This window comes from Actinokineospora inagensis DSM 44258 (genome assembly GCF_000482865.1).
Classification (GTDB): domain Bacteria; phylum Actinomycetota; class Actinomycetes; order Mycobacteriales; family Pseudonocardiaceae; genus Actinokineospora; species Actinokineospora inagensis.
This window is the reverse complement of sequence record NZ_AXWW01000022.1, coordinates 51,690-73,754: the sequence shown is the minus strand read 5'-3', so window position 1 is coordinate 73,754 and position 22,065 is coordinate 51,690. Positions and strand designations below refer to the sequence as shown.

At 69.1% G+C, this 22,065-nt stretch carries 23 protein-coding genes; 11 read left to right on the top strand and 12 right to left on the bottom strand.

Features of this window, described 5'->3' with window-relative positions; genetic code table 11:
* Positions 1 to 417: 417 nt before the first annotated feature.
* A complete protein-coding gene (locus tag H504_RS34060) occupies positions 418 to 918 on the bottom strand; it encodes an EF-hand domain-containing protein (protein ID WP_342668764.1) in 501 nt (166 codons plus the stop codon).
* A gap of 205 nt (positions 919 to 1,123) precedes the next feature.
* Here H504_RS34060 and modA point away from each other — a divergent pair, with 205 nt between their 5' ends.
* The 3 genes from modA to H504_RS0109290 are packed head-to-tail and all read left to right on the top strand — an operon-like array spanning position 1,124 to position 3,701.
* Positions 1,124 to 1,891: a molybdate ABC transporter substrate-binding protein gene (gene modA, locus H504_RS0109300; RefSeq protein ID WP_026422568.1), complete on the top strand. Its 768-nt coding sequence runs from the start codon at positions 1,124 to 1,126 to the stop codon at positions 1,889 to 1,891.
* 11 nt (positions 1,892 to 1,902) lie between these two features.
* Positions 1,903 to 2,685 carry a molybdate ABC transporter permease subunit gene (modB, locus tag H504_RS0109295; RefSeq protein WP_245614141.1) on the top strand — a complete coding sequence of 261 codons (783 nt, stop codon included), beginning with the start codon at positions 1,903 to 1,905 and terminating at the stop codon, positions 2,683 to 2,685.
* Positions 2,682 to 3,701: an ABC transporter ATP-binding protein gene (locus H504_RS0109290; RefSeq protein WP_026422566.1), complete on the top strand. Its 1,020-nt coding sequence runs from the start codon at positions 2,682 to 2,684 to the stop codon at positions 3,699 to 3,701. The genes modB and H504_RS0109290 overlap by 4 nt, the downstream gene beginning before the upstream one ends.
* Here the strand turns inward: H504_RS0109290 and H504_RS0109285 are convergent.
* The 7 genes from H504_RS0109285 to H504_RS34055 form a co-directional block, all read right to left on the bottom strand.
* Positions 3,698 to 5,152 carry a sensor histidine kinase gene (locus tag H504_RS0109285; protein ID WP_245614139.1) on the bottom strand — a complete coding sequence of 485 codons (1,455 nt, stop codon included), beginning with the start codon at positions 5,150 to 5,152 and terminating at the stop codon, positions 3,698 to 3,700. The two genes, H504_RS0109290 and H504_RS0109285, sit on opposite strands and share 4 nt — an antisense overlap.
* Positions 5,149 to 5,835, bottom strand: a complete 687-nt coding sequence (locus tag H504_RS0109280; RefSeq protein ID WP_026422564.1) for a response regulator transcription factor — start codon at positions 5,833 to 5,835, stop codon at positions 5,149 to 5,151. The genes H504_RS0109285 and H504_RS0109280 overlap by 4 nt, the downstream gene beginning before the upstream one ends.
* Positions 5,832 to 6,380, bottom strand: a complete 549-nt coding sequence (locus tag H504_RS0109275) for a DUF5666 domain-containing protein (RefSeq protein WP_026422563.1) — start codon at positions 6,378 to 6,380, stop codon at positions 5,832 to 5,834. The genes H504_RS0109280 and H504_RS0109275 overlap by 4 nt, the downstream gene beginning before the upstream one ends.
* 9 nt (positions 6,381 to 6,389) lie before the next feature.
* A complete protein-coding gene (locus H504_RS0109270; protein ID WP_026422562.1) occupies positions 6,390 to 7,589 on the bottom strand; it encodes an ABC transporter permease in 1,200 nt (399 codons plus the stop codon).
* Complete coding sequence (locus H504_RS0109265) at positions 7,586 to 8,272, bottom strand: ABC transporter ATP-binding protein (RefSeq protein ID WP_026422561.1); 687 nt, start codon at positions 8,270 to 8,272, stop codon at positions 7,586 to 7,588. The genes H504_RS0109270 and H504_RS0109265 overlap by 4 nt, the downstream gene beginning before the upstream one ends.
* A complete protein-coding gene (locus H504_RS0109260; protein ID WP_026422560.1) occupies positions 8,269 to 9,450 on the bottom strand; it encodes an efflux RND transporter periplasmic adaptor subunit in 1,182 nt (393 codons plus the stop codon). The genes H504_RS0109265 and H504_RS0109260 overlap by 4 nt, the downstream gene beginning before the upstream one ends.
* Before the next feature lie 120 nt (positions 9,451 to 9,570).
* A complete protein-coding gene (locus tag H504_RS34055) occupies positions 9,571 to 10,419 on the bottom strand; it encodes a helix-turn-helix domain-containing protein (RefSeq protein WP_051385653.1) in 849 nt (282 codons plus the stop codon).
* Positions 10,420 to 10,583: 164 nt separating this feature from the next.
* Here H504_RS34055 and H504_RS0109250 point away from each other — a divergent pair, with 164 nt between their 5' ends.
* Entirely contained in the window at positions 10,584 to 10,934 is a 351-nt protein-coding gene (locus H504_RS0109250) for a hypothetical protein (protein ID WP_026422559.1), read from the top strand.
* A gap of 276 nt (positions 10,935 to 11,210) precedes the next feature.
* Here the strand turns inward: H504_RS0109250 and H504_RS0109240 are convergent, their stop codons facing one another.
* Both H504_RS0109240 and H504_RS0109235 read right to left on the bottom strand, forming a co-directional pair.
* Positions 11,211 to 11,918 (bottom strand): SRPBCC family protein, encoded by a 708-nt coding sequence (locus tag H504_RS0109240; RefSeq protein ID WP_026422558.1) that lies wholly within the window; start codon positions 11,916 to 11,918, stop codon positions 11,211 to 11,213.
* A 13-nt stretch (positions 11,919 to 11,931) separates the two neighbouring features.
* Positions 11,932 to 12,525, bottom strand: a complete 594-nt coding sequence (locus H504_RS0109235) for an ArsR/SmtB family transcription factor (RefSeq protein ID WP_026422557.1) — start codon at positions 12,523 to 12,525, stop codon at positions 11,932 to 11,934.
* Between the two features lie 110 nt (positions 12,526 to 12,635).
* Here H504_RS0109235 and H504_RS0109230 point away from each other — a divergent pair, with 110 nt between their 5' ends.
* The 5 genes from H504_RS0109230 (at position 12,636) to H504_RS34050 (ending at position 16,258) form a co-directional block, all read left to right on the top strand.
* Positions 12,636 to 13,670 (top strand): TRM11 family SAM-dependent methyltransferase, encoded by a 1,035-nt coding sequence (locus tag H504_RS0109230; protein WP_026422556.1) that lies wholly within the window; start codon positions 12,636 to 12,638, stop codon positions 13,668 to 13,670.
* Positions 13,671 to 13,798: 128 nt separating this feature from the next.
* Positions 13,799 to 14,374: an RNA polymerase sigma factor gene (locus tag H504_RS0109225; RefSeq protein WP_026422555.1), complete on the top strand. Its 576-nt coding sequence runs from the start codon at positions 13,799 to 13,801 to the stop codon at positions 14,372 to 14,374.
* Entirely contained in the window at positions 14,371 to 15,126 is a 756-nt protein-coding gene (locus H504_RS0109220) for a methylated-DNA--[protein]-cysteine S-methyltransferase (protein WP_035303789.1), read from the top strand. Before H504_RS0109225 ends, H504_RS0109220 begins: the two co-directional genes overlap by 4 nt.
* 284 nt (positions 15,127 to 15,410) lie before the next feature.
* Positions 15,411 to 15,578, top strand: coding sequence for a hypothetical protein (locus H504_RS42965; RefSeq protein ID WP_245614137.1), 168 nt, complete (start codon positions 15,411 to 15,413; stop codon positions 15,576 to 15,578).
* Between the two features lie 14 nt (positions 15,579 to 15,592).
* Complete coding sequence (locus tag H504_RS34050; protein WP_051385652.1) at positions 15,593 to 16,258, top strand: alpha-ketoglutarate-dependent dioxygenase AlkB family protein; 666 nt, start codon at positions 15,593 to 15,595, stop codon at positions 16,256 to 16,258.
* 387 nt (positions 16,259 to 16,645) lie between these two features.
* On the opposite strand, the gene H504_RS0109205 is transcribed toward H504_RS34050, so the two are convergent.
* Positions 16,646 to 17,671 (bottom strand): TetR/AcrR family transcriptional regulator, encoded by a 1,026-nt coding sequence (locus H504_RS0109205; RefSeq protein ID WP_026422553.1) that lies wholly within the window; start codon positions 17,669 to 17,671, stop codon positions 16,646 to 16,648.
* Between the two features lie 114 nt (positions 17,672 to 17,785).
* Here H504_RS0109205 and H504_RS0109200 point away from each other — a divergent pair, with 114 nt between their 5' ends.
* Positions 17,786 to 18,943, top strand: coding sequence for a cytochrome P450 (locus H504_RS0109200; RefSeq protein ID WP_157440303.1), 1,158 nt, complete (start codon positions 17,786 to 17,788; stop codon positions 18,941 to 18,943).
* A 1,412-nt stretch (positions 18,944 to 20,355) separates the two neighbouring features.
* A complete protein-coding gene (locus tag H504_RS0109195; protein ID WP_026422551.1) occupies positions 20,356 to 20,703 on the top strand; it encodes a hypothetical protein in 348 nt (115 codons plus the stop codon).
* Between the two features lie 317 nt (positions 20,704 to 21,020).
* On the opposite strand, the gene H504_RS0109190 is transcribed toward H504_RS0109195, so the two are convergent.
* On the bottom strand, positions 21,021 to 21,419 hold the full coding sequence (locus tag H504_RS0109190) for a histone-like nucleoid-structuring protein Lsr2 (protein WP_026422550.1): 399 nt from the start codon (positions 21,417 to 21,419) through the stop codon (positions 21,021 to 21,023).
* Positions 21,420 to 22,065 lie beyond the last annotated feature (646 nt).

Below are 22,065 nucleotides of genomic sequence, written 5' to 3'. Positions count from 1 at the left end.
AAGGCGGGGCCACTGGAAAGCGTGGCCTTACCCGCCAGCCAGCTTCGCGGTCACCGTCCCCCCACACAAAACAAGTCCACCCCAACGGGCGGTTGGTGTCGGCGGGTCCCGAGGCGCGCGGTGCGAGTTGGTCGCGATGCTTCTTCGCTTGGTTGGCGGTTGGCGGTTGGTGTCGGCGGGTTCGAGGCGCACGGGGCGGGGGTGCGCTTCGTCGATGGGGCTGGGGGTTTCGGGGTGCGTGGTGCTGGTGGTGGGCTTCTTCGCCCAGGGGGGTAGTTGGGGGTGGGCGGCTTGCGAGGCGCGCGGGGGCAGGGGGTGCTTTCGTCTACCTCAGTGTGCGGCTGGTGTGGGCGGCTTGTAAGGGGTGGGGTGGCGGCCTATTGCCCGGGGTGGGGGTGGGGGGCTAGTAGTTCGGGTTCAAGGGGCCGAACATCCAGGTGCCGGGGGCTGAGGGGTCGTCGCCTGTCCAGAATTGGGTCCAGAGGGTGATGAACTCTGTTCGTGAGAGCCAGCCGTCGTTGTTGGGGCTAGGCGGGTGAAGGTGGTTGGGGTTGGTTGGCCGTTCCAGGCGTCGATGAGGCGTTGGTGTTCGGTGGGGGTGATGCGGCCGTCGTGGTTTTCGTCGATGGTGTCGAACATGGTGGTGGCGGTTTCGGTGACGGCGGCGCGGTCGAGGTGGTCGACGACGAGGAGGACGTCGTCGATGGTGACCTTGTCGGTGCCTGCGGCGTCGCGGAGGGTGTCCCACCAGGCGAGGAGGACCGCGGTGAGGTGGGCGTGGTTGGGGAAGTCGGTGCTGATGTGGGACCAGCGGTCGGCGAGGGCGGTGAAGTCGGCCTCGGTGAGGACGTTGTCGTGGTCGTGGTCCATCGCGGCGAAAACGGCGGTTACTTTGGCGCGTTGGAACTCGCTGGCCATGGTGTCCTCCCGGCTCGGTGGGAGGTTCAGCGTCGTCGTGCGTGTGGGGCGAGGGAATCCGCAGGCCCGGTGGCGGCTGTGCTCGATCGGGCGGTCACGCTGAGCAACAGTGGCGGGCACGGCATCCGCATCCGCGTGGCTAGACTGCGTATCGCGCCGAATCCGCGGTTCGGGCGCCCAAAAAGTCCCCAGACCGGAGGTCCGAATGCTCCGCCTCACCGCCGTCGCGCTCGTGGCGGCCCTCGCCTTAGCGGGCTGTTCCGACACCAGCACCCCCGGTGCGCCGTCCAGCAGCGCGCCGCCGAAGGTCACCGGCCAGGTCGCCGTGTTCGCCGCCGCCTCGCTCACCGAGGCGTTCGGCACGATCAAGAAGGACTTCGAGGCGGCGAACCCGGGGGTGACGGTCACCTTCAACTTCGCGGGCAGCTCCGCGTTGGCCCAGCAGATCAACCAGGGTGCGCCCGCCGACGTGTTCGCCTCGGCCGCGCCCGCGAACATGCAGCAGGTGACCGACGCGGTGTCGCCGGTCACGTTCGTCAAGAACGAGCTGGAGATCGCGGTCCCGAAGGGCAACCCGGGCAAGGTCACCAAGCTGGCCGACTTCGCCGACGCCAACCGCAAGATCGCGTTGTGCGCGGAGCAGGTGCCGTGCGGGGCGGCGGCGAAGAAGGCGTTCGCGGCGGCCGGGATCACGGCCGCGCCGGACACGCTGGAGCAAGACGTGAAGGCGGCGTTGACGAAGGTGCGGCTCGGCGAGGTCGACGCGGCGCTGGTGTACAAGACGGACGTGAAGGCCGCGGGCGCCGACGTGGAGGGCATCGACTTCCCCGAGGCCGCCAAGGCGATCAACGACTACCCGATCGCGACGTTGAAGAAGGCGCCGAACGCGCCGGGCGCGCAGGCGTTCGTCGACTACGTGCTGTCCGACAAGGGCAAGGCCGTGCTCGCCGCGGCGGGGTTCTCGGCTCCGTGAACAAACGGCGGGTGAGCAAGGGGCGGCTGCCGGTCGCTCTTGTGCTGCCCGCCGTCGTGGGCCTCGCCTTCCTGCTGGTACCGCTCGTTGGTCTGCTCGCACGCACGCAGTGGGCGGACCTACCGTCGCGGTTGTTCAGCGCCGAGGTCGGCGAGGCCCTTCAGTTGTCGTTGGTATGCGCGAGCGTGGCGACGGTCGTGTGTGTGGTGCTCGGAGTACCGCTGGCATGGCTTCTCGCTCGCGGTGACCTTCCCGGGCGCCGGTTCATCCGTGCTCTGGTGACGGTCCCGTTGGTCCTACCGCCGGTGGTTGGCGGTGTCGCGCTCCTGTTGGTCTTAGGTCGACGTGGACCGGTCGGTGAGTTGTTGGACGGCTGGTTCGGGATATCGCTGCCGTTCACCACCGCCGGGGTCGTCGTCGCCGAGGCGTTCGTGGCGATGCCGTTCCTGGTGATCTCCGTCGAGGGCGCGCTCCGGGCCGCCGACCACCGCCTGGAAGAGGCGGCGGCGACCCTGGGCGCGTCCCGGTGGCTCACCTTCCGCCGGGTCACCCTGCCGTCGGTCATGCCGGGCGTGGTCGCGGGCACGGTGCTGTGTTGGGCCCGCGCCCTCGGCGAGTTCGGCGCGACCATCACCTTCGCGGGCAACTTCCCCGGCAAGACGACAACCATGCCGCTGGCCGTGTACCTGGCGCTGGAGTCCGACCCGCAGGCCGCCATCGTGCTGAGCGTCGTCCTCCTCACGGTTTCCGTCGCCGTCCTGGCGAGCCTTCGCGAGCGGTGGGTGGCCGGATGACCCTGGACGCTCTCCTTCAAGTCGACCGCGCCGGTCTGGACCTACCGCTAACCGTTAACCCCGGCGAGGTCGTCGCCCTGCTCGGCCCCAACGGTGCCGGTAAAACCACCGCACTCCGCACGTTGGCGGGACTACTCCCCTTGCGCGACGGCCACATCCGCCTGGGCGATCAACCGTGGGATCAACCCCCACGCACCTTCCTGGCGCCACAGCGCCGCACGGTAGGGGTCATGTTCCAGGACTACCTGCTGTTCGACCACATGTCAGTTCTCGAGAACGTCGCATTTGGACTAAGAGCACGTGGCACATCCCGCTCAGAAGCCCGCTCCACGGCTCTTACCTGGCTGCTCACCGTGGGCGTTGCCGAGTACGCCCTTTCACGCCCGCGCTCTCTCTCCGGCGGTCAAGCCCAACGAGTCGCGCTCGCCCGCGCTCTTGCCACCACCCCGGACGTCCTCCTCCTCGACGAACCCCTCGCCGCCCTGGACGCCGCCACTCGCCACCGAGTCCGCACGGAGCTCGCCCGCCATCTGCGCGACTTCCCCGGCCACACTGTCTTGGTCACCCACGACCCCTTGGACGCCATGGTGTTGGCCGACCGCCTCGTCATCCTCGAAGACGGCAAGGTCACTCAAACCGGCAGCCCCCGCGATGTCGCCCAACACCCCCGCACCGACTACATCGCACACCTGGTCGGCCTGAACCTGTTGCACGGCAACGCCAACGGCACCGCAGTCATCTTGGACAACGGCAACCATCTTACGCTCGCCGCGCCCGCCCAAGGTCAAGTCCACGTGGCGTTCTCGCCCGTGTCAGTCTCTCTTAGCCCTGTCGAGTCAACCGCCCCGAATACCTGGCGGGCATCGGTTACCGGGGTCGAGCAACACGCTCACACAACCCGCGTTCACCTCGACAACACCGTCTTCGCCGACCTCCCCCCGACAACGGTGGCGACCCTGGACTTCACCAAACCGTTGTGGGCAAGCATCAATCCCAGCGACCTGCGGGCGTACTAGTCGATCAGGCGAGGCAGGATCACCGAGAACGTCGTGCCCTTGACCGAGTCCGACCGCACCTGCACCGACCCGCCGTGCGCGGTGACCAAGGCGTTCACGATGGCCAAACCGAGGCCGGTACCGCCACTTTCCTGCGTACGCGACGGGTCCACCCGGTAGAACCGCTCGAACACCCGCTCGGCCTGTTCCGGCGTCAGCCCCGGCCCTTCGTCGACAACCTCGAACACCACGTTCTGGTTGGCCAGCCGGACCCGGACCTCCACCGCGCCTTCTGTGTGGCGCAGGGCATTGCCGACCAGGTTCGACGCGACTTGCCGCAGTCGTTGGGTGTCACCGAGCACCATCGCGGGCTCACCGTTCAAGTCCAGGCGGAGCGCGACGGTTCTCTCGGGCTCGACGACTCGTGCCTCGTGAACAGCGTCGACAGCGATGACGGCAAGGTCCAGCGGTGCCAACTCCAACGGGCGCTGACGATCCAGGCTCGCCAACAACAACAAGTCCGCCACCAGCGCACTCATCCGTTCGGCCTGTCCTTCGATGCGGGACATGACCTCACCGACATCGGTAACAGCGCCTTGGCGGTACAACTCGGCGTACCCGCGGATCGACGTAAGAGGCGTGCGTAGCTCGTGGCTGGCATCGGCGACGAACCGACGCATCCGCCCTTCGGACACCCGGGCAGCCTCTTCCGAGCGCGCGCGTTCGTGGAAGGCCTGTTCGATCTGACCGAGCATGGCGTTCAACGAGACCGCCAACCGTCCGACTTCACTACCCGGACGTCGAACAAGAACCCGTCGGGACAAGTCACCCGCCGCGATAACCTCGGCCGTTGTCTCCACCTCTTCCAACGGCCGCAGGCTGCTTCGCACCAACGCGTACCCGGTGGCGGCAAGAAGCACCACCGCGCCAAGACTGATCAACAGGAACGTGCGCCTAAGATCGCCGACAGCGTTGTCCACGTCGGCCTGGCTGGTGGCGACGATGAGTTCGTCATCCCCCAACGACCGGATCAGCACCCGCCACCGCGGACTCGTGTCCCCGTCCGAGTCCACGGTCTGATACCCGCCCGGGTCGCCCGCCCCGAACCCGGGCAGCGCGGGCCGCAGGGTGCTCTCCCGGCGCGGCCCCAATTCGACCGACGACCCGTCCGGGTGACGCAGCAGCACGACCTCCGGCTGCGCGGACAGGAACCCCCGGCCCCGGGTCAGGTCGACGCCGGTGATGATCTGCCGCTGCGCCGACCCGTTGAGCCGGTCCAACCTCGTGTCGATCTGGCCGAGCAGGTAGTTCTGCATCACCTGCGCGCCGATCACCCACGTGCCGAGCAGGCCCGCCGCCGCCAGCACCACGACCACCAGGACCAGGTGCACCCGCAGCGGCAGCCGCCCGAAAGCGTCCCTGACCCTGGCGAACCGGGAACGGCGCGGCGGCGGTTGGGGTACCGCGGTCACGGGGCCCGCAGCACGTAGCCGAAGCCGCGCACGGTGTGGATCAGCCGGGTCTCCCCGTCGTCGATCTTGCGCCGGAGGTAGGAGATGTAGGACTCGACCACCCCGGCCTCGCCGTTGAAGTCGTAGTTCCACACCTGGTCGAGGATCTGCGCCTTCGACACGACCCGCCCCGCGTTGCGCAGCAGGTAGTGCAGCAGCTTGAACTCGGTCGGCGACAACTCCACCGCCTTGCCCGCCTTGCGCACCACGTGGCTGTCCACCTCCAACTCCAGGTCGGCCACGCTCAGCCGCTCCGGCTGGTCGCCCGCGGGCCGGGTGCGGCGCAGGATCGCGGTCACCCTGGCGATGACCTCCTCCAGGCTGAACGGTTTGGTGACGTAGTCGTCGCCGCCGATGGTCAGCCCGGTCACCTTGTCCTGGTTGGCGTCGCGGGCGGTCAGGAACAGCACCGGCACCCCGTGGCCGCCCGCGCGGAGCCTGCGCAGCACGTCGAAACCGTCCCGGTCCGGCAGCATCACGTCCAGCACCAGCAGGTCCGGGCGCAACCGCTCGGCCTGGCGCAGCGCCTCGGTGCCGGTCGCCGCGGTCTGCACGTCGAACCCGGCGAAGCGCAGGCTGGTGGCGAGCAGGTCGCGGATGCCGTCGTCGTCCTCGACGACCAGCAGCGACGCCCGGGGCGTCACCCCGCCGCCTGCCTGCGGGTCAGCGTGCGCGCGGTCACCGAGCCGTCCGCCGCCTGCTGGCCCTGCACCAGGACGGTGTCGCCCGCGGCGAGGTCGGTGAGCTTGCCGACGCTCGTCAGGTCGACCACCGTGGAGTCCGATGTGGACACCTTGACCACCTTACCGTCCTGCGTCTTCACGTACACGGTGGAGCCGTCCACGTGGTCGATGGTGCCCGCCGTGCCGCCACGACCCGCGCCGCCGCCCTGCCCGCCCTGCCCGTTCGGCACACCGTAACCGCCGCCGAAGCCGCCCGCACCGAACCCACCGTAACCGGCACCCGCCCGGTTGCGGCCCGCGGTGGCGGTCGAGTTCGACGAGTCGGACGACGCGAGCGCCTTGTGGGTGAGCGCGCCGCCACCGAAGGCGAGCGCGACGAGCACGAAGACGGCCAGACCGATGGTGACCTTGCTGACGCCCTTGCCCGCGGACTTGAGGTCCTTGTCGATGTCGCCGCCGACCGGCTGCGCCAGCACGTTCTCCGGGTCCTGTCCTGGAGTAGTCACACCAAACCCCTATTCGTGTCGCAATGCTTGGATGGGTCGCAGCCCGGCGGCGCGGCTCGCCGGGTAGCTGCCGAAGAACAGGCCGATCAGCGCCGACACCGCGAACGCCAGCAGCACCGACGACGGCACGATCACCGGCTGGATGCCCGCGATGGTGAACCTGGTGCCGATGAACCCGGCCGCGACGCCCAGCGCCCCGCCGAAGAGGCTGAGCATGGTCGCCTCCAGCAGGAACTGACCGAGGATGGACGACCGGCGCGCGCCGACCGCCTTGCGGATGCCGATCTCCCGGATCCGCTCGGTGACGGTGACCAGCATGATGTTGGTGACGCCGATCCCGCCGACCAGCAGCGAGATCGCCGCGACCGACGCCAGCAGCACGGTGAACGTGTCGGTGGTGGCGGTGCGGGCGGTGAGCAACTGCTGTTGGCTGAGCACCCGGTAGTCGGCCGTCTGGCCGAACCCGATCTTGTGCCTGCCGTCCAGGATCGTCGTGACCTGGGCCTGCGCCGCGTCGAGCGTGTCGGCGGTGGTGGCCTGCACGACGATCTGGTTGAGGCTGCCGTACCCGGTGAGGGCGTTTTGCACGGTCGTCAACGGCGCCACGGCCGTGTCGTCGGCGTCCTGCAGGCCGTTGGAGCCCTTCGACGCGAGCACGCCGACCACGGTGAACGGGATGTTGTTGACCAGGATGGTCTCCCCGACCGGGTTGCCGGTGGGGAACAGTTGGGTCGCCACCGTCGCGCCGATGACCACGACCTTGCGGCCCTGGGTCACGTCGTCGGTGGAGAACAGCGCGCCTTCGGCGACGGAGCTGTTCGTGGTGGAGAAGTAGGCCGGGTCGGTGCCGAGGAACTGGGAGATGCTGTAGCTGACCTCGGCGTGCGCCGCCGTGGCCGACGTCGAGACCACCGGGGACGCCGACTTCACCGCGGGGGCCTCGGTCGGGTCGGCCAGCGCCTTCGCGTCGGCCGTGGTCAGCGGCTTGGTCGACGACCCGGCCTGGGCGCGCTGCGGGGAGATCGTCAGCACGTTCGTGCCCAGGCCAGCGATGCTGTTCTGCACCGACTGGGACGCGCCGTTGCCCACCGCGATGAGCAGGATGACCGACGCGACACCGATCATGATCCCGAGCGTTGTCAGCGCGGACCGCAGCTTGTTGGCGGTCACGCCGCGCACGGCGAACGCGAGGACCTCGACGAACCTCATGCGGCCACCCCCGTGGCGATCCGGCCGTCGACGACCCGCACGACCCGCTGGGCGTGCGCGGCGACGTCGTCCTCGTGGGTGATCAGGACAACGGTGCGGCCGGTGGCGTGCAGCCGGTCCAGGATCGCCATCACGTCCTCGCTGCTGCGCGTGTCCAGGTTGCCGGTCGGCTCGTCGGCCAGCACGATCGCGGGCGCGGTGACCAGGGCGCGGGCGATGGCCACCCGCTGCTGCTGGCCGCCGGAGAGCTCGTTGGGCCGGTGGCCAGCCCGGTCGACCAAGCCGACCATCTGCAGGGCGGCCAGCGCGCGGGCCCGGCGCTGCTTGCGCCGGACACCGGCGTAGACCAGCGGCAGCTCGACGTTGGCCAGCGCGGTGGTGCGCGGGATCAGGTTGAACGACTGGAACACGAACCCGATCTTGCGGTTGCGCAGCAACCCGAGCTGCGCCTCGCCGAACTCGGCCGTGTCGATGCCGTCGAGCAGGTAGTTGCCGGAACTCGGCGCGTCCAGGCAGCCCAGGATGTTCAGCAGCGTCGACTTGCCGGACCCGGACGTGCCCATGATGGCCAGGTATTCACCGCGGGCCACGGTCAGGTCGAGCCCGCGGAGCGCGTGCACGGCGGTGTCACCCGAGCCGTAGACCTTCCGCAGGTCGCGGACCTCGATGACGGGGGCGCTCATCGGCCCGGCCCGGTTCCGCCACCGGTGCCACCGGTCCGGGTACCCGCGTTGCCGAACCCGCCGGTACCGCCACCACCGAGCCCGCCTGTGCCGCCGCCGAACCCACCGGTGTTGCGGTTGTTGCTCTGCGTGCTGGTGGCCACCTGCGGCAACAGCACCTGCTCGTTCTCGGTAAGACCCGAGGTGATCTGCACGTAGCTGTCACCGCGCACGCCGAGTTCAACCGTGCGCCGCGTGTCCTGCCCGTTCTCGACGACGGTAACGGTGCTGACGTTGCCCACGGTCTGCACCGCGGCAGACGGCACGGACAGCGCAGCCTGGGCACTGGCCACGGTAACCGTCACGCTCGCGGATTGACCCGGCTTCAGGTTCGCGGGCGGGTTGGTCAACGACACCGTGGTGCCGTACTGCACAACGTTGTTGGACGTCGTGGGCAGCAAGTCGATGGCGGTAACGGCGCCCTGGATGGGCTGCGTGGGCAGCGCGTTGACGGTGATGGTCGCCGCTTGGCCAACCTTGAGCTTGCTGACATCGCTCTCGGCCACGTTCGCGCGCAGCGACAGGTTCTTCAGGTCCGTGATGACGAAGTCACCGGACGTGGTGGTCGTGGTGCTGGTCGAGGACGAACTAGAGCTGGACCCGGACCCGCCGCTCGAACCCGCCTTGCCGCCGACGGCGACGTTCACCGCGGTGATCGTCCCGTCGGCCGGTGCGGTCAGCGTCATCGCCGCCAGGGTCGCCTTCGCCTGGTCGCGCGACAGGACCGCCTGGTTGACCTGGTTCTCGACCTGGTCGGTGTCCTTGCCCGCGGTCACCGCGTCATCGCGGTTCGTCACGGCCTGGTTCAGGTTGTTCTGCGCGATGGTCAACTGCAGCCTCGCCTGGCTGGTGTCCAGCGTCCCCAGCGTCTGGCCCTTGGTGACGACGTCCCCGACCTTCACGCTCACCGTCGCCACGGTCCCCGAGGTCCCGAAGGACGCCGAACCGCTATAACCGCTCTGCACGGTCCCGGAGGCGGTCACGGTCTCGGACACGTCCCGCGCCGTCACCGCCGCCGTCCGCGCCGTGGCGGCGGCCGCCGGTTCCGACCCGGTGTTGAAGAACAGGAAGTACCCGCCGACTCCCAAGCCCACGAGGACCACAGCCAAGAGCCCGTTAACGAGCAATCCGCGTCTCATAGCCGCCTATCCTCAACACCCCCGCTGTGCCCGACCTACGAGAAAGCCGGCAGTTTCCTGGGAGTCCCGCCCGCCGGACCGCGCGGCGAAAACCGGACCCGCCACGCGGTCGGCGGGTGCTCAACTCGCGCGGGGGATCTGTTCGGTTGAGCGGAGATGGTGGGCCATCGTCGTGATGAGGCGCAAGGAGCTGTCCCGGGTCAACGAGAGTTGGCGGATGACGCCGATATCCCGTTGGTACCGCGCGACGTCCTCGGTGCGGTGCAGCCAGAGGGAGGCCAGTCGGGTTTGGATGAACACGACCGGGCCCGTGCGGGTGGTTTCGATGAGGGTGAATCCGCCTTCGAGCCCCGGGTGCCAACCGACGTTGGCGGGGGTTATCAGTACCTCTATGTGCGAGCGAAGAGACATGGTTGTGAGGTGTTCGAGCTGTTGCACGGTAACGCCGACGCCGCCGATGTGGTGGTAGAGCGACGGTAGGCCTATCAGGGCGGTGAACTTGGCGGGGCTAGAGCGAGTGAGGACACGTTGGCGGTCCAACTTGGCCTCGACCGCCGCGTCGGTGCCGCCCCGGGCGATGGTGAGGTCGCGGACGACCGACGGTATCTGCAGCAGGCCCGGCAAGACCAAAGGGGAAACTTGCACAATGCTGGTCGCTCGCCGTTCCAGCTCGAGGAAGGCCTCGACCTGTTCCCGGCGTTCGGCCTCGGTCCCGGCGAACCACTGTGGACGGTCGACGTCGTAGGCCAGGGTCATCAGTTGGTCGTGGCGCTCACCGTCGACGCCGAGGGTGGCGAGGATGCGGGCCACCAGTTCGGGTTTGGGCACGCGCTGGCCGTTCTCCCAACGGGAGACGGTCGGGGTGTCGCGGTTGATCTCGGTGGCGAGCTTGTTGAGCGTGAGGCCGTGCGCGTCGCGCTCCCGGCGCAGCGCCCGCCCCAGTGCGATGGCTTTCGGTGTCCGGGCCATCATCTCCCCCTTTGTTGCCGCCCCGGAGACAACTTTCGGTAACCGGGTGAGGCGAATGAATCGCTTGATGCTGGTATCGCAAACCCGTCGCGAGCCCCGGCTCATCGGCACGAGACTGTCGGTATTCAGTTTCCGATTGTAGATCACACGACCCGGAGTTGGCGATGACCGGTACCCGCGAACCCATCTCGACCGAGGACGCGCTGCGCCGCTTCCCCGAACTCGCGGCCCTGGTGGCGCTGCGCGACCGCGACTGGCGGTTCCACCTGCTGACCGAGAACGACCACCTGGTCGGGGTGGCCGCGACGCACAGCGAACGCGACTTCACCGACGCGGTGTTCGTCTTCGACCGGCACCACGTGCTGGCGAACCGCCTGGTCGCCGACGGTGTGGTGTGGATGAAGGACGGCACCGACCTGGTGGAGGTGGTCAACGACCTGCTCGCGCTGCCCACCCCCGGCGAGCCGGGTGCGCCGACCCTGGTGATCCGGGCGAGCAACCTGTGGATTCCGTGACCACCGCCGCGATCTGGCAGGTGGTCCTAGGACTCATCGTGCCCGCGCTGCTGGTGCACGCCGTCGTCAGCCGGTCCGGCCGGCACCGCGACCGATGACTTCGACGGCAAGCGTGACGAATTGTTGCCAGCATTGTCGAGGCCATCGCACCGGACCGAAGTCCATGCCCGGTCTTGTGCGCAGGACGCGGAAACGCCCCGGGCGGACCACCCGGGGCGTTTCCGACGACAAAAGGCTCTACAGGTCCTACGACCTCAAACAATTACCGGCCACAGATCAGGCGAACACACCGTTGAGCCAGTCCTGCCAGGCCTCGCCGGTCTTGTCCGCGTCGGCGGGCTGGGCGAACAGGTGGTGCGCCAGGGAAACCGGCGCGCCCCACGGCTCACGGCAGTAGAAGCGGTAGAGCGCGTCACCGGAGCGCAGGCCGACGAACTGGCCTTCCAAGTAGTCGACCTCGGCCTCGATCGGGTCCAGGCCGGGCACCTCCACCCGCACCCGGTCGCCGACAGCGGTGACGCCGAGGGCGCGGCGCAACACGTCGACCGACCCGGCCTCCTTGGACGCCGCAGGCCCGTCCGCGGCGACATACGCGCACGCGCGGCCCGGGAAGTACTTCACGAACTGACCGAGGGAGTGGAGGTAGAAGTCGGTGTGTTTGTCGGCGCCGTCGTACTGGGTGTCCCAGTCGTCGGTGAAGATGCCGCTGTGCACGTACCGGACGACGGTAGTGCCGCCGTCGCGGGCTTCGATGATGTGCTCAAGAGCGTTGAACCACCCGTCCGGCCCTTCGGCGCGTACGGATGCCTCGTACGGCGGGTTCCACGCGGTGACCCGGCTACCGGTCCCGTCCACGGCGCCATCCGGTGAGGGCCACGGCACCGGGAACAACCACGACGCGTTGTTCACGGTGATCGCGTCGAACACCTGCTCCGGGGTGGCCTCGACGACGATCTCGCGGCGGATCTCGAACTGCTTCGACATGACTGACTCCTGTTCAGGGGTTCTCGGGGGACTTGAGGCTGGGGTGCACCGCGACGATGAACCGGTGCTTGCGGCCGTTCGGCGCGTTCTCGGTGTGGTACTTGCGGACCAGGTCCGCCACCGCCTCCTGCAGCTCGCCCGCGAACGCGGCGCGATCGGCCGCGGTCGCGAAAGTGATCTCGGAGTCGCTGGCGTAAGTCGCCAACCGCTGTTTGGCGGCGGCCGCGCCCGCGATGAGTTGGCCGAGTTCGCGCACCAACCGGGCGGCAAGGGCCAGCAGCCACCGCGCGGACAACTGGTCTGGGGACTTGGCGGGGTCGGGCGCCACTGCGGAGAGAGCAGCGGGCGAGATGACGTAAGAGGACGCGGTAGCGCGAAGCACCCGCTCGGTGCAGTTGCCTTTCCGACGTTCTTCGACGAGCTCGATCAGACCGTGCTTCTCCAGCGCACGGAGGTGGTAGTTCACCTTCTGCCGCGGCAGCCCGACCGCCGCGGCCAGTGAACTGGCCGAACCGGGCTCCGCGAGCGCGGCCAGCAGGGCTGACCGCACCGGGTCCAGCGTGACCTCGGCCGCCGCCGGGTCCTCGATCACCGCCACGTCGAACATGGACCTACCTTCGCACCGACAACTTTTATTGTCAAGGACGACTCGAATTGTCGGTGCGCGCAGGCCGTACCCTGCCTCTGACCTTGAGATATCCGGATGATCGGGAGCCCATGCCGACCTACGCGCTGCTCGTGCGGCCCGCGCTGAACCGCGTCTACGCCGACTCGTCGGTGGACCTGATGGCCGCCGAGCTGACGGTGTTCGGCGAGCGGCTGCTGGGCGGCCGGATCGGCGGCATCGAGCCGACCCGGATCGGCGGAGTGCCCTACCTGGGTTTCGAAGCCGACAGCCTTACCGAGCGCGATACCCAGCACCTGGCGAATCTGTCGTCGGCCTACGCCCTTTTCGAGAGGCGCGACGACCTCTTGGCGCCGGTAGAGCTAACGCCTCTGGACAAGTTCGATGACGACCTGGTCACCATCCTGAAGTACTCGGGTAAGACCAACGAGCACTTCACGAAGTTGATGCTCAACCTGGCGGTGGCGTCATCGGATTCCGCGGGCGAGATGCTCGACCGGAAGCTGCGCGTCCTCGACCCGCTGTGCGGTCGCGGAACCACGCTCAACCAGGCCCTCTTGTACGGCTACGACGTAGCCGGTATCGACGTGGACGGCAAGGACTTCGACGCGTACTCGACGTTCATCCAGACCTGGCTGAAACGCAAGCGGCTCAAGCACAGCGCCGAGGTCACCCGGGTCCGGCGGGACGGCAAGGTGATCGCGCGCCGGTTGGCCGTGTCGGTCGGGGTGTCCAAAGAGTCCTACAAGGCGGGGGACGCGCTGAACCTGGACTTCGTCAACGCGGACACCACCGAGGCGACGAGGTTCCACCGGGCGGCCACCTTCGACGTGATCGTGGCCGATGCCCCCTACGGCGTCCACCACGGCAGCCGCGCGGACGGCGGCCTGCACCGCGGTCCGCTCGAACTCGTCGAGTCCGCCGCGACCGGCTGGGCCCGGCTGCTGCGGCCCGGCGGAGCGATGGCGCTGTCCTGGAACACCAACGTCATCCCCCGGACCGCCCTGGTCGACGCGCTGGCCGCGGCCGGGCTGACCCCGCTCGACGAGGGGGCCTACCTCGGGTTCGCGCACCGGGTCGACCAGGCCATCGTGCGCGACGTCGTCGTGGCACGGAAGGCCGACTAACACTCGAAAGGGGGACGACCCGCCGGGTGAGCGGCGGCCCCGGACACCCGGCTGATGTGCCGGGGTGGCAAACCAGGGTGTGGGTGACCGGGGTGCAACGCCGCGACCGGAGCGGTGTTCTCATGGGTATGCCTGACCGATCCGAGACCGACCCGGCCCTGCTGGCCGCGCTCGTCGACGACCTCGACACCGGGTTCGCCGAGCTGGTCCGCGCGTACCAGCGGGTGGTGTACTCGGTGGCCCTGCGCTGCGGTACCGGGGTCACCGGGGCGGATGCCGAGGACCTCGCGGCCGAGTGCTTCCTGCGGGCCTACCGGGCGCTGCGCGAGTACGACCGCGACCGGATCCTCGCGCTGAAGCCGCGGGCCTGGTTGTTGACCATCCTGCTCAACACCTGGCGCAACGCCCTGCGTGGGGCGAGCAGGCGACCGTCGGTGCCGATGGCCGACCTGCCGGAGCGCTCGGCGCCCGGTCCGGGCGTGGCGGAACTTGTCGAGCGCGGTGAGACCCGCGACGAGCTGGCCGCGTTGGTGGCGGAACTGCCGGAGCACCAGCGGACGGCCGTGGTGCTGCGGCACGTGGTCGGGTTGCCGGTGGCCGAGATCGCCGCCGTCCTGGGGGTCCCGGAGGGGACCACCCGGTCCCACATCTCGCGCGGCCTGGCCCGGCTGCGCGAGCACTACGCGAAGGAGGTGGCCCGATGACCGGCGATTACCTCGACGACCCGCTCAGCATCGAGCTGGGCAACCTGGTGGCGACGCCGCCGCGCGACCTGGCCGGTGCGCTGTTCGGCGACTGGACCCGGGTCGACGGCCCGCTCGGTGAGCTGTACGTGGCGTTCACCGACCTGGGGGTGAGCTACATCCGCACTGTTGAGTCAGTGGAGGACGACGACAAGCAGTTCGAACAGCGCTATCACGACCTCTTTCAGAGGCCGCTACGGCGCACATCCGCAGCACCCGTCGGACTACAGAAGGCCCTTCGGGGACAAGGTGCGCGTGACGTTCCGGTCGACCTCCGCGTTCTTACACCGTTCGAGCGCGACGTGTTGACCGCGACTAGGGAGATTCCGACCGGCCAGACCCGTCCGTATGCGTGGGTTGCACGTGCCATCGGTCGACCCAAGGCTGTCCGTGCCGTTGGCACCGCTCTCGGCAACAACCCGGTGCCGCTGCTCATCCCGTGCCACCGCGTCACCCGTTCTGATGGGCAACTCGGTCAGTACGTCTTCGGCGCGGAGCTCAAGGAGCGGTTGCTGCGCGCGGAAGACACCAATGTGGACGAGGTGCTGACACTCGCCAAGTCACGGTTCGTCTACGTCGGTTATGACGGTGTCGTCTGTTACCCGACCTGCACCAGGGCACGGAACGCGAAGGACCCCAAGGGGTTTCGCAGTGTCGCGGCGGCGGAAATCGCCGGGTACACGCCGTGCGACATCTGCACTCCGGCGGGCTGATGTCAGGGCGTGGTCAGGGGATTCCGGATCACGAACGCGTAGTGGCGTTGGCACATCACCGTGGCGGTGGGCTCGTCAACGTCGGGCACGGTCGTGATCCGGAATCGACCGCCGCAGCAGCGGCGTTCATAGCGGCGTGGTCCGGGTCCATCGGCACCGTCGTGTCGTGGCCGCCGACGGCCGCCTCATGGCTACGGCAAGCATGCCGCTTTGCCGGTGGCAGCCCAGATCTGTGGGTCATCGCCGATTCCGCGACAGCGTGGGCAGGCATGGGGCGGCGACTGGTGAGCCAACCAGAGTGGCGTCCCAACCGAACGATCGCGTTCTCGGGGTTGGCGTGCCCGCACTTGCCTGAGCTGGTCGGCGACGTGGACGGCATGTGCGGCGTTGGCGCTAACGGCTCCGAGTGGAGCTTCTTCGACGGCGCGCTGCGCTGGTTAAGTCCACAGTAGAGATCGGAGGCGCCGTGGAGCTGATCCCACGTCCTCGCCGGGAACTCGCCCCCGGCGCGGTGCACATCCCGGACTGGCTCGACTTCCCCGCGCAACAACGACTTCTCGCGGCCTGCCGGGAGTGGTCGCCCAAGATGCGCCGGTTGCGCCTGCCGAACGGCGGTGTCATGTCGGTTCGCATGGTCTGTCTGGGGTGGGACTGGGTGCCCTACCGGTACTCGAAGATCCTCGACGACGGCTCGCCAGTGCTGGACTTCCCGGAGTGGCTGGGCGATCTTGGCCGCGCGGCGGTCGCGGCGGCCGGATTCAACGTGAACTACCACCCGGACATTGCACTGGTGAACTACTACGACGCAGCGGCCAAGATGGGATTGCACCAAGACAAGGACGAACGCGCACCGGACCCGGTGGTCTCCTTCAGCCTCGGCGACACGGGCCAGTTCCGCTTCGGCAACACCGAGCACCGGGGTCGACCGTGGACGGACGTCGAACTCGGCTCCGGTGACCTGGTGGTTTTCGGTGGACCGTCCCGGCTGGCCTACCACGGCGTGCCCCGGATCCTGCCCGGAACGGCCGATCCGGCGCTCGGCCTGACCGGCAGGCTGAACGTCACCTTGCGGGTGTCCGGGCTGGCGGGCCCGACAGGCGCAACAGCTCACCCACACAGCCGCACTCCGTGACGCGCAACGTATCGGCCGGGTTGGAACACTCCACAATCGAGCATCTGTCAGTTTCAAACAAACCGCAGGTGAGCGTGGCTTCCCTCGATCGAGGGCAAGTCGAATTCCCAAAAACCACTCGATCGAGTGTCACTCCATAGTGGGGAGATGCTCGCGGTGGGCACCGTCCGAACCGTACAAACAACGGTGTCGGAGTTGTCCGCTCCGATTGGGTCGAAGCAAAGGAGCACATCATGTTGAGTGGCCTTCTCGACACGGTCCTCGGCCTCGTTTCCGGCCTGCTCGACACCGTCCGCAACCTCGTGCACAGCCTGCCCCTGCCCCTCTGATCGGTGACCGGTCCGGGTTCCGCGGGGTCAGCACACGGGCGGAACCCGGGCCGCCGGGTCAGGAATTCACGAACTCCGGCGCGCACACCGCGTGGCACGCGCCGACACCGTCCGCCCGCACCACGACCCGACCACCGGCCACCCGCACCGCCGCCTCGGTCGCGTCGCTCACCGCGGTCAGCCCGGCCGCCGCGGCGATCGAGTTGTCGCACACCACCCGCAGCGCCGGTAGAACCGCGAACGACTGCCGCAGGCACACCGCGACCTCCGTGACCACCAACCGGACCAGCGGGTGCAGTTCCTCGGGCCGGTTCGTCACCACCACAACCGTCGCGGGTAGGCCCAACCGCAGCACCTCTTCCACCGCCATCACGCGGTGGGTGCCAAGGATCGCGACCACACCGTCCCCGATCGACGCGGCTTCCCCGGTGACAAGGTCGACCGCTTCCGTTGCCCGCCAAGGCTCATCCACCTGCCGCGCGGCGGCCGTGCTGTACGGGTAGGCCCACCAGTCGTTGATGGCCAGGTCCGCCAACTGCTCACACGCGCTGACGACGTCGAACGCCTCGACGAACCCGGACGCTTCCAAGTGGGAAGCGCCGTGCAGCACGGTCAGGATCGCCTGGGCCTGTCGCACCCGACGCGCGGGTGGCGCGCCCGGCGGCGACTGCGGCCGGTCGAGTTCCTCCATCGCCGCCGCCAGGAGCAACCCGGTCAACTTCAACAGCCGTGCGTAGGGCAGCAGCACCGCCTGGTCGTCGATGATCTCCGACACCAGCGGCGACACGGCCGGGTCGACGACCCAGGCCCGAGCGAACCCACCGACCGCCGACCGGAGCGTGTCCCCCACGGTGGCCATCGGCGACCCGGTCGCACGGGCCGCCCGGTCCGCGAGCACCTCCAGGTAGAGCGCCTGCTTCCCCGGGAAGTTCGAGTAGACGGCGCCCCTGGTCAGCCCGGCCCGCGCCGCGATCCCGTCGATCTTGGCGTCGCGGTACCCCTGGTCGCGGAACTCCGCTCGGGCGGCGTCGAGCACCCGCTCCCGGTTCCGCGCCTGCGCCTGCGCCCTGTTCAGCCGATCCACCACGCGTCCATTCTCCGCCGTTACCCGATCCGGCGAACCTCGACACCGACTCATCCAGATGATGGCATCATGTGATTGGAACATCTCGTATCACCAGAGGCCTTGGAGACAGCAGTGCGCACCATCCCCGAACTCCCCGTCATCGATCCCGCCGTGCTGGCCGATCCGTTCACGGCGTACGCGCGGGTCAGCGCCCAATCACCGGTCGTGCGACTGGTCGGCCCCGGAATGCCGGCGCTGTGGGCGGTGACCCGGCACGAGCACGCGCGGGCCGTGCTGGCCGATCCCAGGTTCGAGCTCAGCGAGGCCAGCTTCCTGCGCCCGCCGGGCATCCCCGAGCACTGCGCCCGCTACCTGCACACGATGGCCGAGATGGACGGCCCCGAACACGCCCACCTCCGTAGCGCGGTCGCCCCCGCCTTCACCGCCCGCCGCACCGAGCGGTTACGACCGGCCCTCGACCTGATCGTCGACCGGTTGCTGGCGCCGCTGGGCGGAAGCACCGACCTGCTGCGCGAGTTCGCGGGTCCGCTGCCGATGGAGGTCATCTGCGAACTGGTCGGCATCCCGGAATCCGACCGCCCCCGGTGGCGCGGGTACGGGGCGGCGGTGGCCGCCGGGTTCGGCTCGGGCTTCATCGCCGCCATCCCGGACATCCTGGCCAGCGCCGAGACCGCCGTCGCCGCCGCCCGCGCCACCCCGGACGACGGCATCCTGTCCCTGCTGGTCGACGGCCCGCTGACCGAGGTGGAACTGGTGACCCTGGTCTGGCACCTACTCCTGGCGGGCCAAACCCCCACCAACCTGATCGCCAACAGTGTCGCCGCGCTGCTGGCCCACCCCGACCAACTCGCCCTGCTCCGCGAGAACCCCGCCCTCGCCCCGAACGCCGTGGAGGAACTCATGCGCTGGTGCGGCCCCCAACTGCTCACCACCCCCCGATACGCCACCGAAGACGTCCCCATCGACGACGTCGTGATCCCCCGGGGCGCCGCCATGACCGTCTCGATCGCCGCCGCCAACCGAGACCCGCGAGCCTTCGCCAACCCCGACCAACTCGACATCACCCGCCCGCTGGGCAGCCCCGCCCACCTCGGCTTCTCCCACGGCCCCCACTTCTGCCTCGGCGCGCCCCTCGCCAAGGCCCAAACCGAAATCGCCCTCACCGCCCTCTTACACCGCTTCCCCACCATCACCCCAACCGAGCCGTTCGTGCCCACCCCCGACCCGGGCACCTGGCGCCTGGCCGCGCTCCCCGTCCACTTGGGCTAGTGGCCCGGCCCGGCCTCGATCACCGTGCCTCGCCGCTCGACCAACTGAACGGTCGCGAGTCGAGAACTGATGATCCGGCCAGGCGAAGCCGTTGCCACAGAACGGTGACGCGCATGGGGCGGGACCAGTCCGGTGGCGCGAGTGTCGGTCACGGTGGCGCGGTATGTCCGACTGTCCGCGCAGCATGTCCGGCTATCCGAGCGACGGGTGACGGCTGGTCGAGCGGCATGTCCGACAGTTCGAGCGGCAGGTGGCGGCTGGTCGAGTGGTGGCGGCTGGTCGAGCGGTGCGCAGCGGCTGGTCGAGCGGCATGTCCGGCTATTCGGGTGGCGGGTGCCGGGTGGCGACAACGGCTATTCGGATGCCAGGTGGCGGTGACGCTAGCGGCTATGTGGGTGCCAGGTGGCGACGGCGGCTGTTCGGGTGGCGAGAGGCGAGAGGCGAGAGGCGAGAGGCGAGCACACCAGGTGCGTGGTCTGCGAGTTCGACGTGCCCCGGGTCGAAACACGGTGGCTGCGGGTGGGTGGGGTCTGGCGAACTGGACTACAGCCCGGTTTGTCTTCCGGGCGTGATGCGGACCTCGGCCCGCACCAGGTCCAGGGGGCTAGGGCGGTATTCGAAGGGCGCGGGGCCGCGAAATGAGGCAGGCGGGCGAGCCCGGACTGGTCTAGGCCAAACCGGTTAAAGACGAGTTGGGCGGGCGGTGTCCCGGGTGGGTGGCAGCGGGCGGGGTGCGCAATGGGTGGTGTTCGCCGGTGGGCCACTAGGGGACAACGGCCCGGTCCGGCGCCTAGAGGTAAACATGAGTGGGTGTGAACGATCCGTCCGGCGGGGTCCGGGTGAACCGGGCCGCCGATTTCGAAGGGAGTGCCGGATGCGGCCGCCGAGGTAAGGAGGCGAGGGGCGGGGATGCGCGGAATTTGCGGCGTTCCGCGCTCGGTGTGAGCACCGGGTGAAGGCCGGTTGGGTCGGAAGCGCGGCGGGGTGATTGCGCCGATAGGCCTATCGAGTGAGTTCCGCCACCCGGTGTCCGGTGTAGACCCGGGGGCGGGGTGAGCGGAAGGGGTTAGGTGGTGGGAATCGGCCGACGTGGGGGGCGCGGATACCCGGGGCGCGAGTTTCACAAACCGGCCGAGGGGGCGGGGCGGAGAGGCGCCGGCGGGGTGCGGGCGGTGGATAACCCACCTCGCCCCCGGCAGGGGATATCAGTCACGGCGGCGGGCGGCCGGAATCCGGGCGGAGGTGGATCTTGGTGAGCGGATAGCAGTCCGGAAACCCGCGAATGGGGTGGCGGCGGTGGCGCAATTGACCCGGTGCGGTCAGTCCACTGGGGAGCGGCCGGGTTGGCGGTGTGCGGCATGCTGGAGACGTCGTACCGTGGGGAGAACGGTCCAGGTGAAGGAGGGGTTGGGATGCCCGAGCCGGTAATGGTGTCGATCGCGGCGGCGGTGGCGGGGAAGTCGGTCGGGGCGTTGTACGAGCTGGTGAAAGCCAAGCTCGGCCGCAAGGCGGACGCCGCCGCGGTGCTGGTCGCCGCCGACGGCAAGGACCCGGGATCGACCGAGGTGACCGCACTGGCCACCGAGCTGGAAACGGCCGAACGAGCCGACCCCGACTTCGCCGAACGCCTGCGTGACCAGTGGGCCGTCGACGCCGCCCGTCTGCACGCCGACCAGGGTGGCGTGGTGAACCAGATCACCGGCAACGTCAGCGGCAAGGTCCTCCAGGCCCGCGACATCCACGGCGGCGTCAGCTTCTGACGAATTACCCGGGCGACCGCGTCCGGGCCCACGGGAACCCGTGTGCCGTGACCCGGGTTCACCGGAGCCCAGGCAGGCATCGGGGTCGGGACCGGGCTGTCCGGGCATGGATTTCGGGCTCGGATTTCGAGCGCGGGTCGATCTCAGCCAAGAAGCGGCCGACCGGCAGCTTCCGGCCTGCCGCCGGAAACAGGGTGGGAACGTCGGGAATTCCAGGCCAGGACCCGGCGGGCAACAGGGGCTGGATAGCGCGGGACCGCGGCGGGGAATGCCCGCCGCGGTCCGTCCCGGTGGCCCGAGGGGCCGGTAGGCGGGGGTCAGCCGGAGAAGGCGGCCTTCTTGACCTTGCCGTTGCCCTTGGCCTTCACCGTGTGCGCCTCCTCGAAGGCTTCCACCACGGCGGACGGGATGCGGCCGCGTTCGGAGATGTCGTGGCCGTTCTGCCGCGCCCAATCCCGAATCGCCTTGGTCTGCTCCTTGGAACGGGTGTCGCCCGCGGGCTTCGCCGAAGGGGCGGTGTGCCGCTTCACGCGGCCGCCGGTCCGCCGGGCGGCGGCGACGAACTCGGCCAACTGGTCGCGCAACCGGGTCGCGTTGGCCTCATTCAGGTCGATCTCGTAGTTCGCGCCGTCGAGGCTGAATTCGACCGGGCGGATGTCGTCGCCCGCCGAGCCGTCGAGGTCGTCGTAAAGCTGGACGATGGTCTTCTGAGCCATAGGGCACCTCACTGCACACGGGGTGTCACGGGAATTCAAAACAGCTCCCCACTTGGCGTGAAGGCTACCCGCTCACCTTGGCTTCTTCAAATAGGAGCCCACCGGGTAATGCCACCCGTGTCGGCGGAGGCGGCGCGGCGGTTCGGCGAAAGCGGGTGCGCGACGGCCATATCCGCCGGTCGGCCGGGGATTTCGAGCGGCGGGTGTCCGGTCGGCGGCGGCGCTTTCCTGCGCACGGCCACCGGCGCCGGGCCCGCGGCGCACACCATACGAATCGCGGGGTCCGGGCAATCCGGGCGGCGGTGGACGGTGGGCAATCCCGGTCCGCCGGTGGCCGATTACCTCCGTTCAGCCCCGATGAGCCGACCGGGACCGGCAGACCATTGCCCGACCGGCGGCCCGCTCCGGATCGGTGCGGCGACCCAATTCGGCCACCGACCAACCAGTGCCGCCGCGGCTAACCGCCGGTTGCCGCGCCCGCCGAAAAGCGACAACCGTTGGCGCGCACATACTTCGCGGTGGCCGAATGTCCCGGCAATGATCAAGTCAGTTGCGGAATAAGACCGACCGTGCGGACGAGAAAACCCGGTCCAGGGTGGACCTGGACCGGGTCTCGGAACGATCGGGATTCAGCCGCGGCGGACGG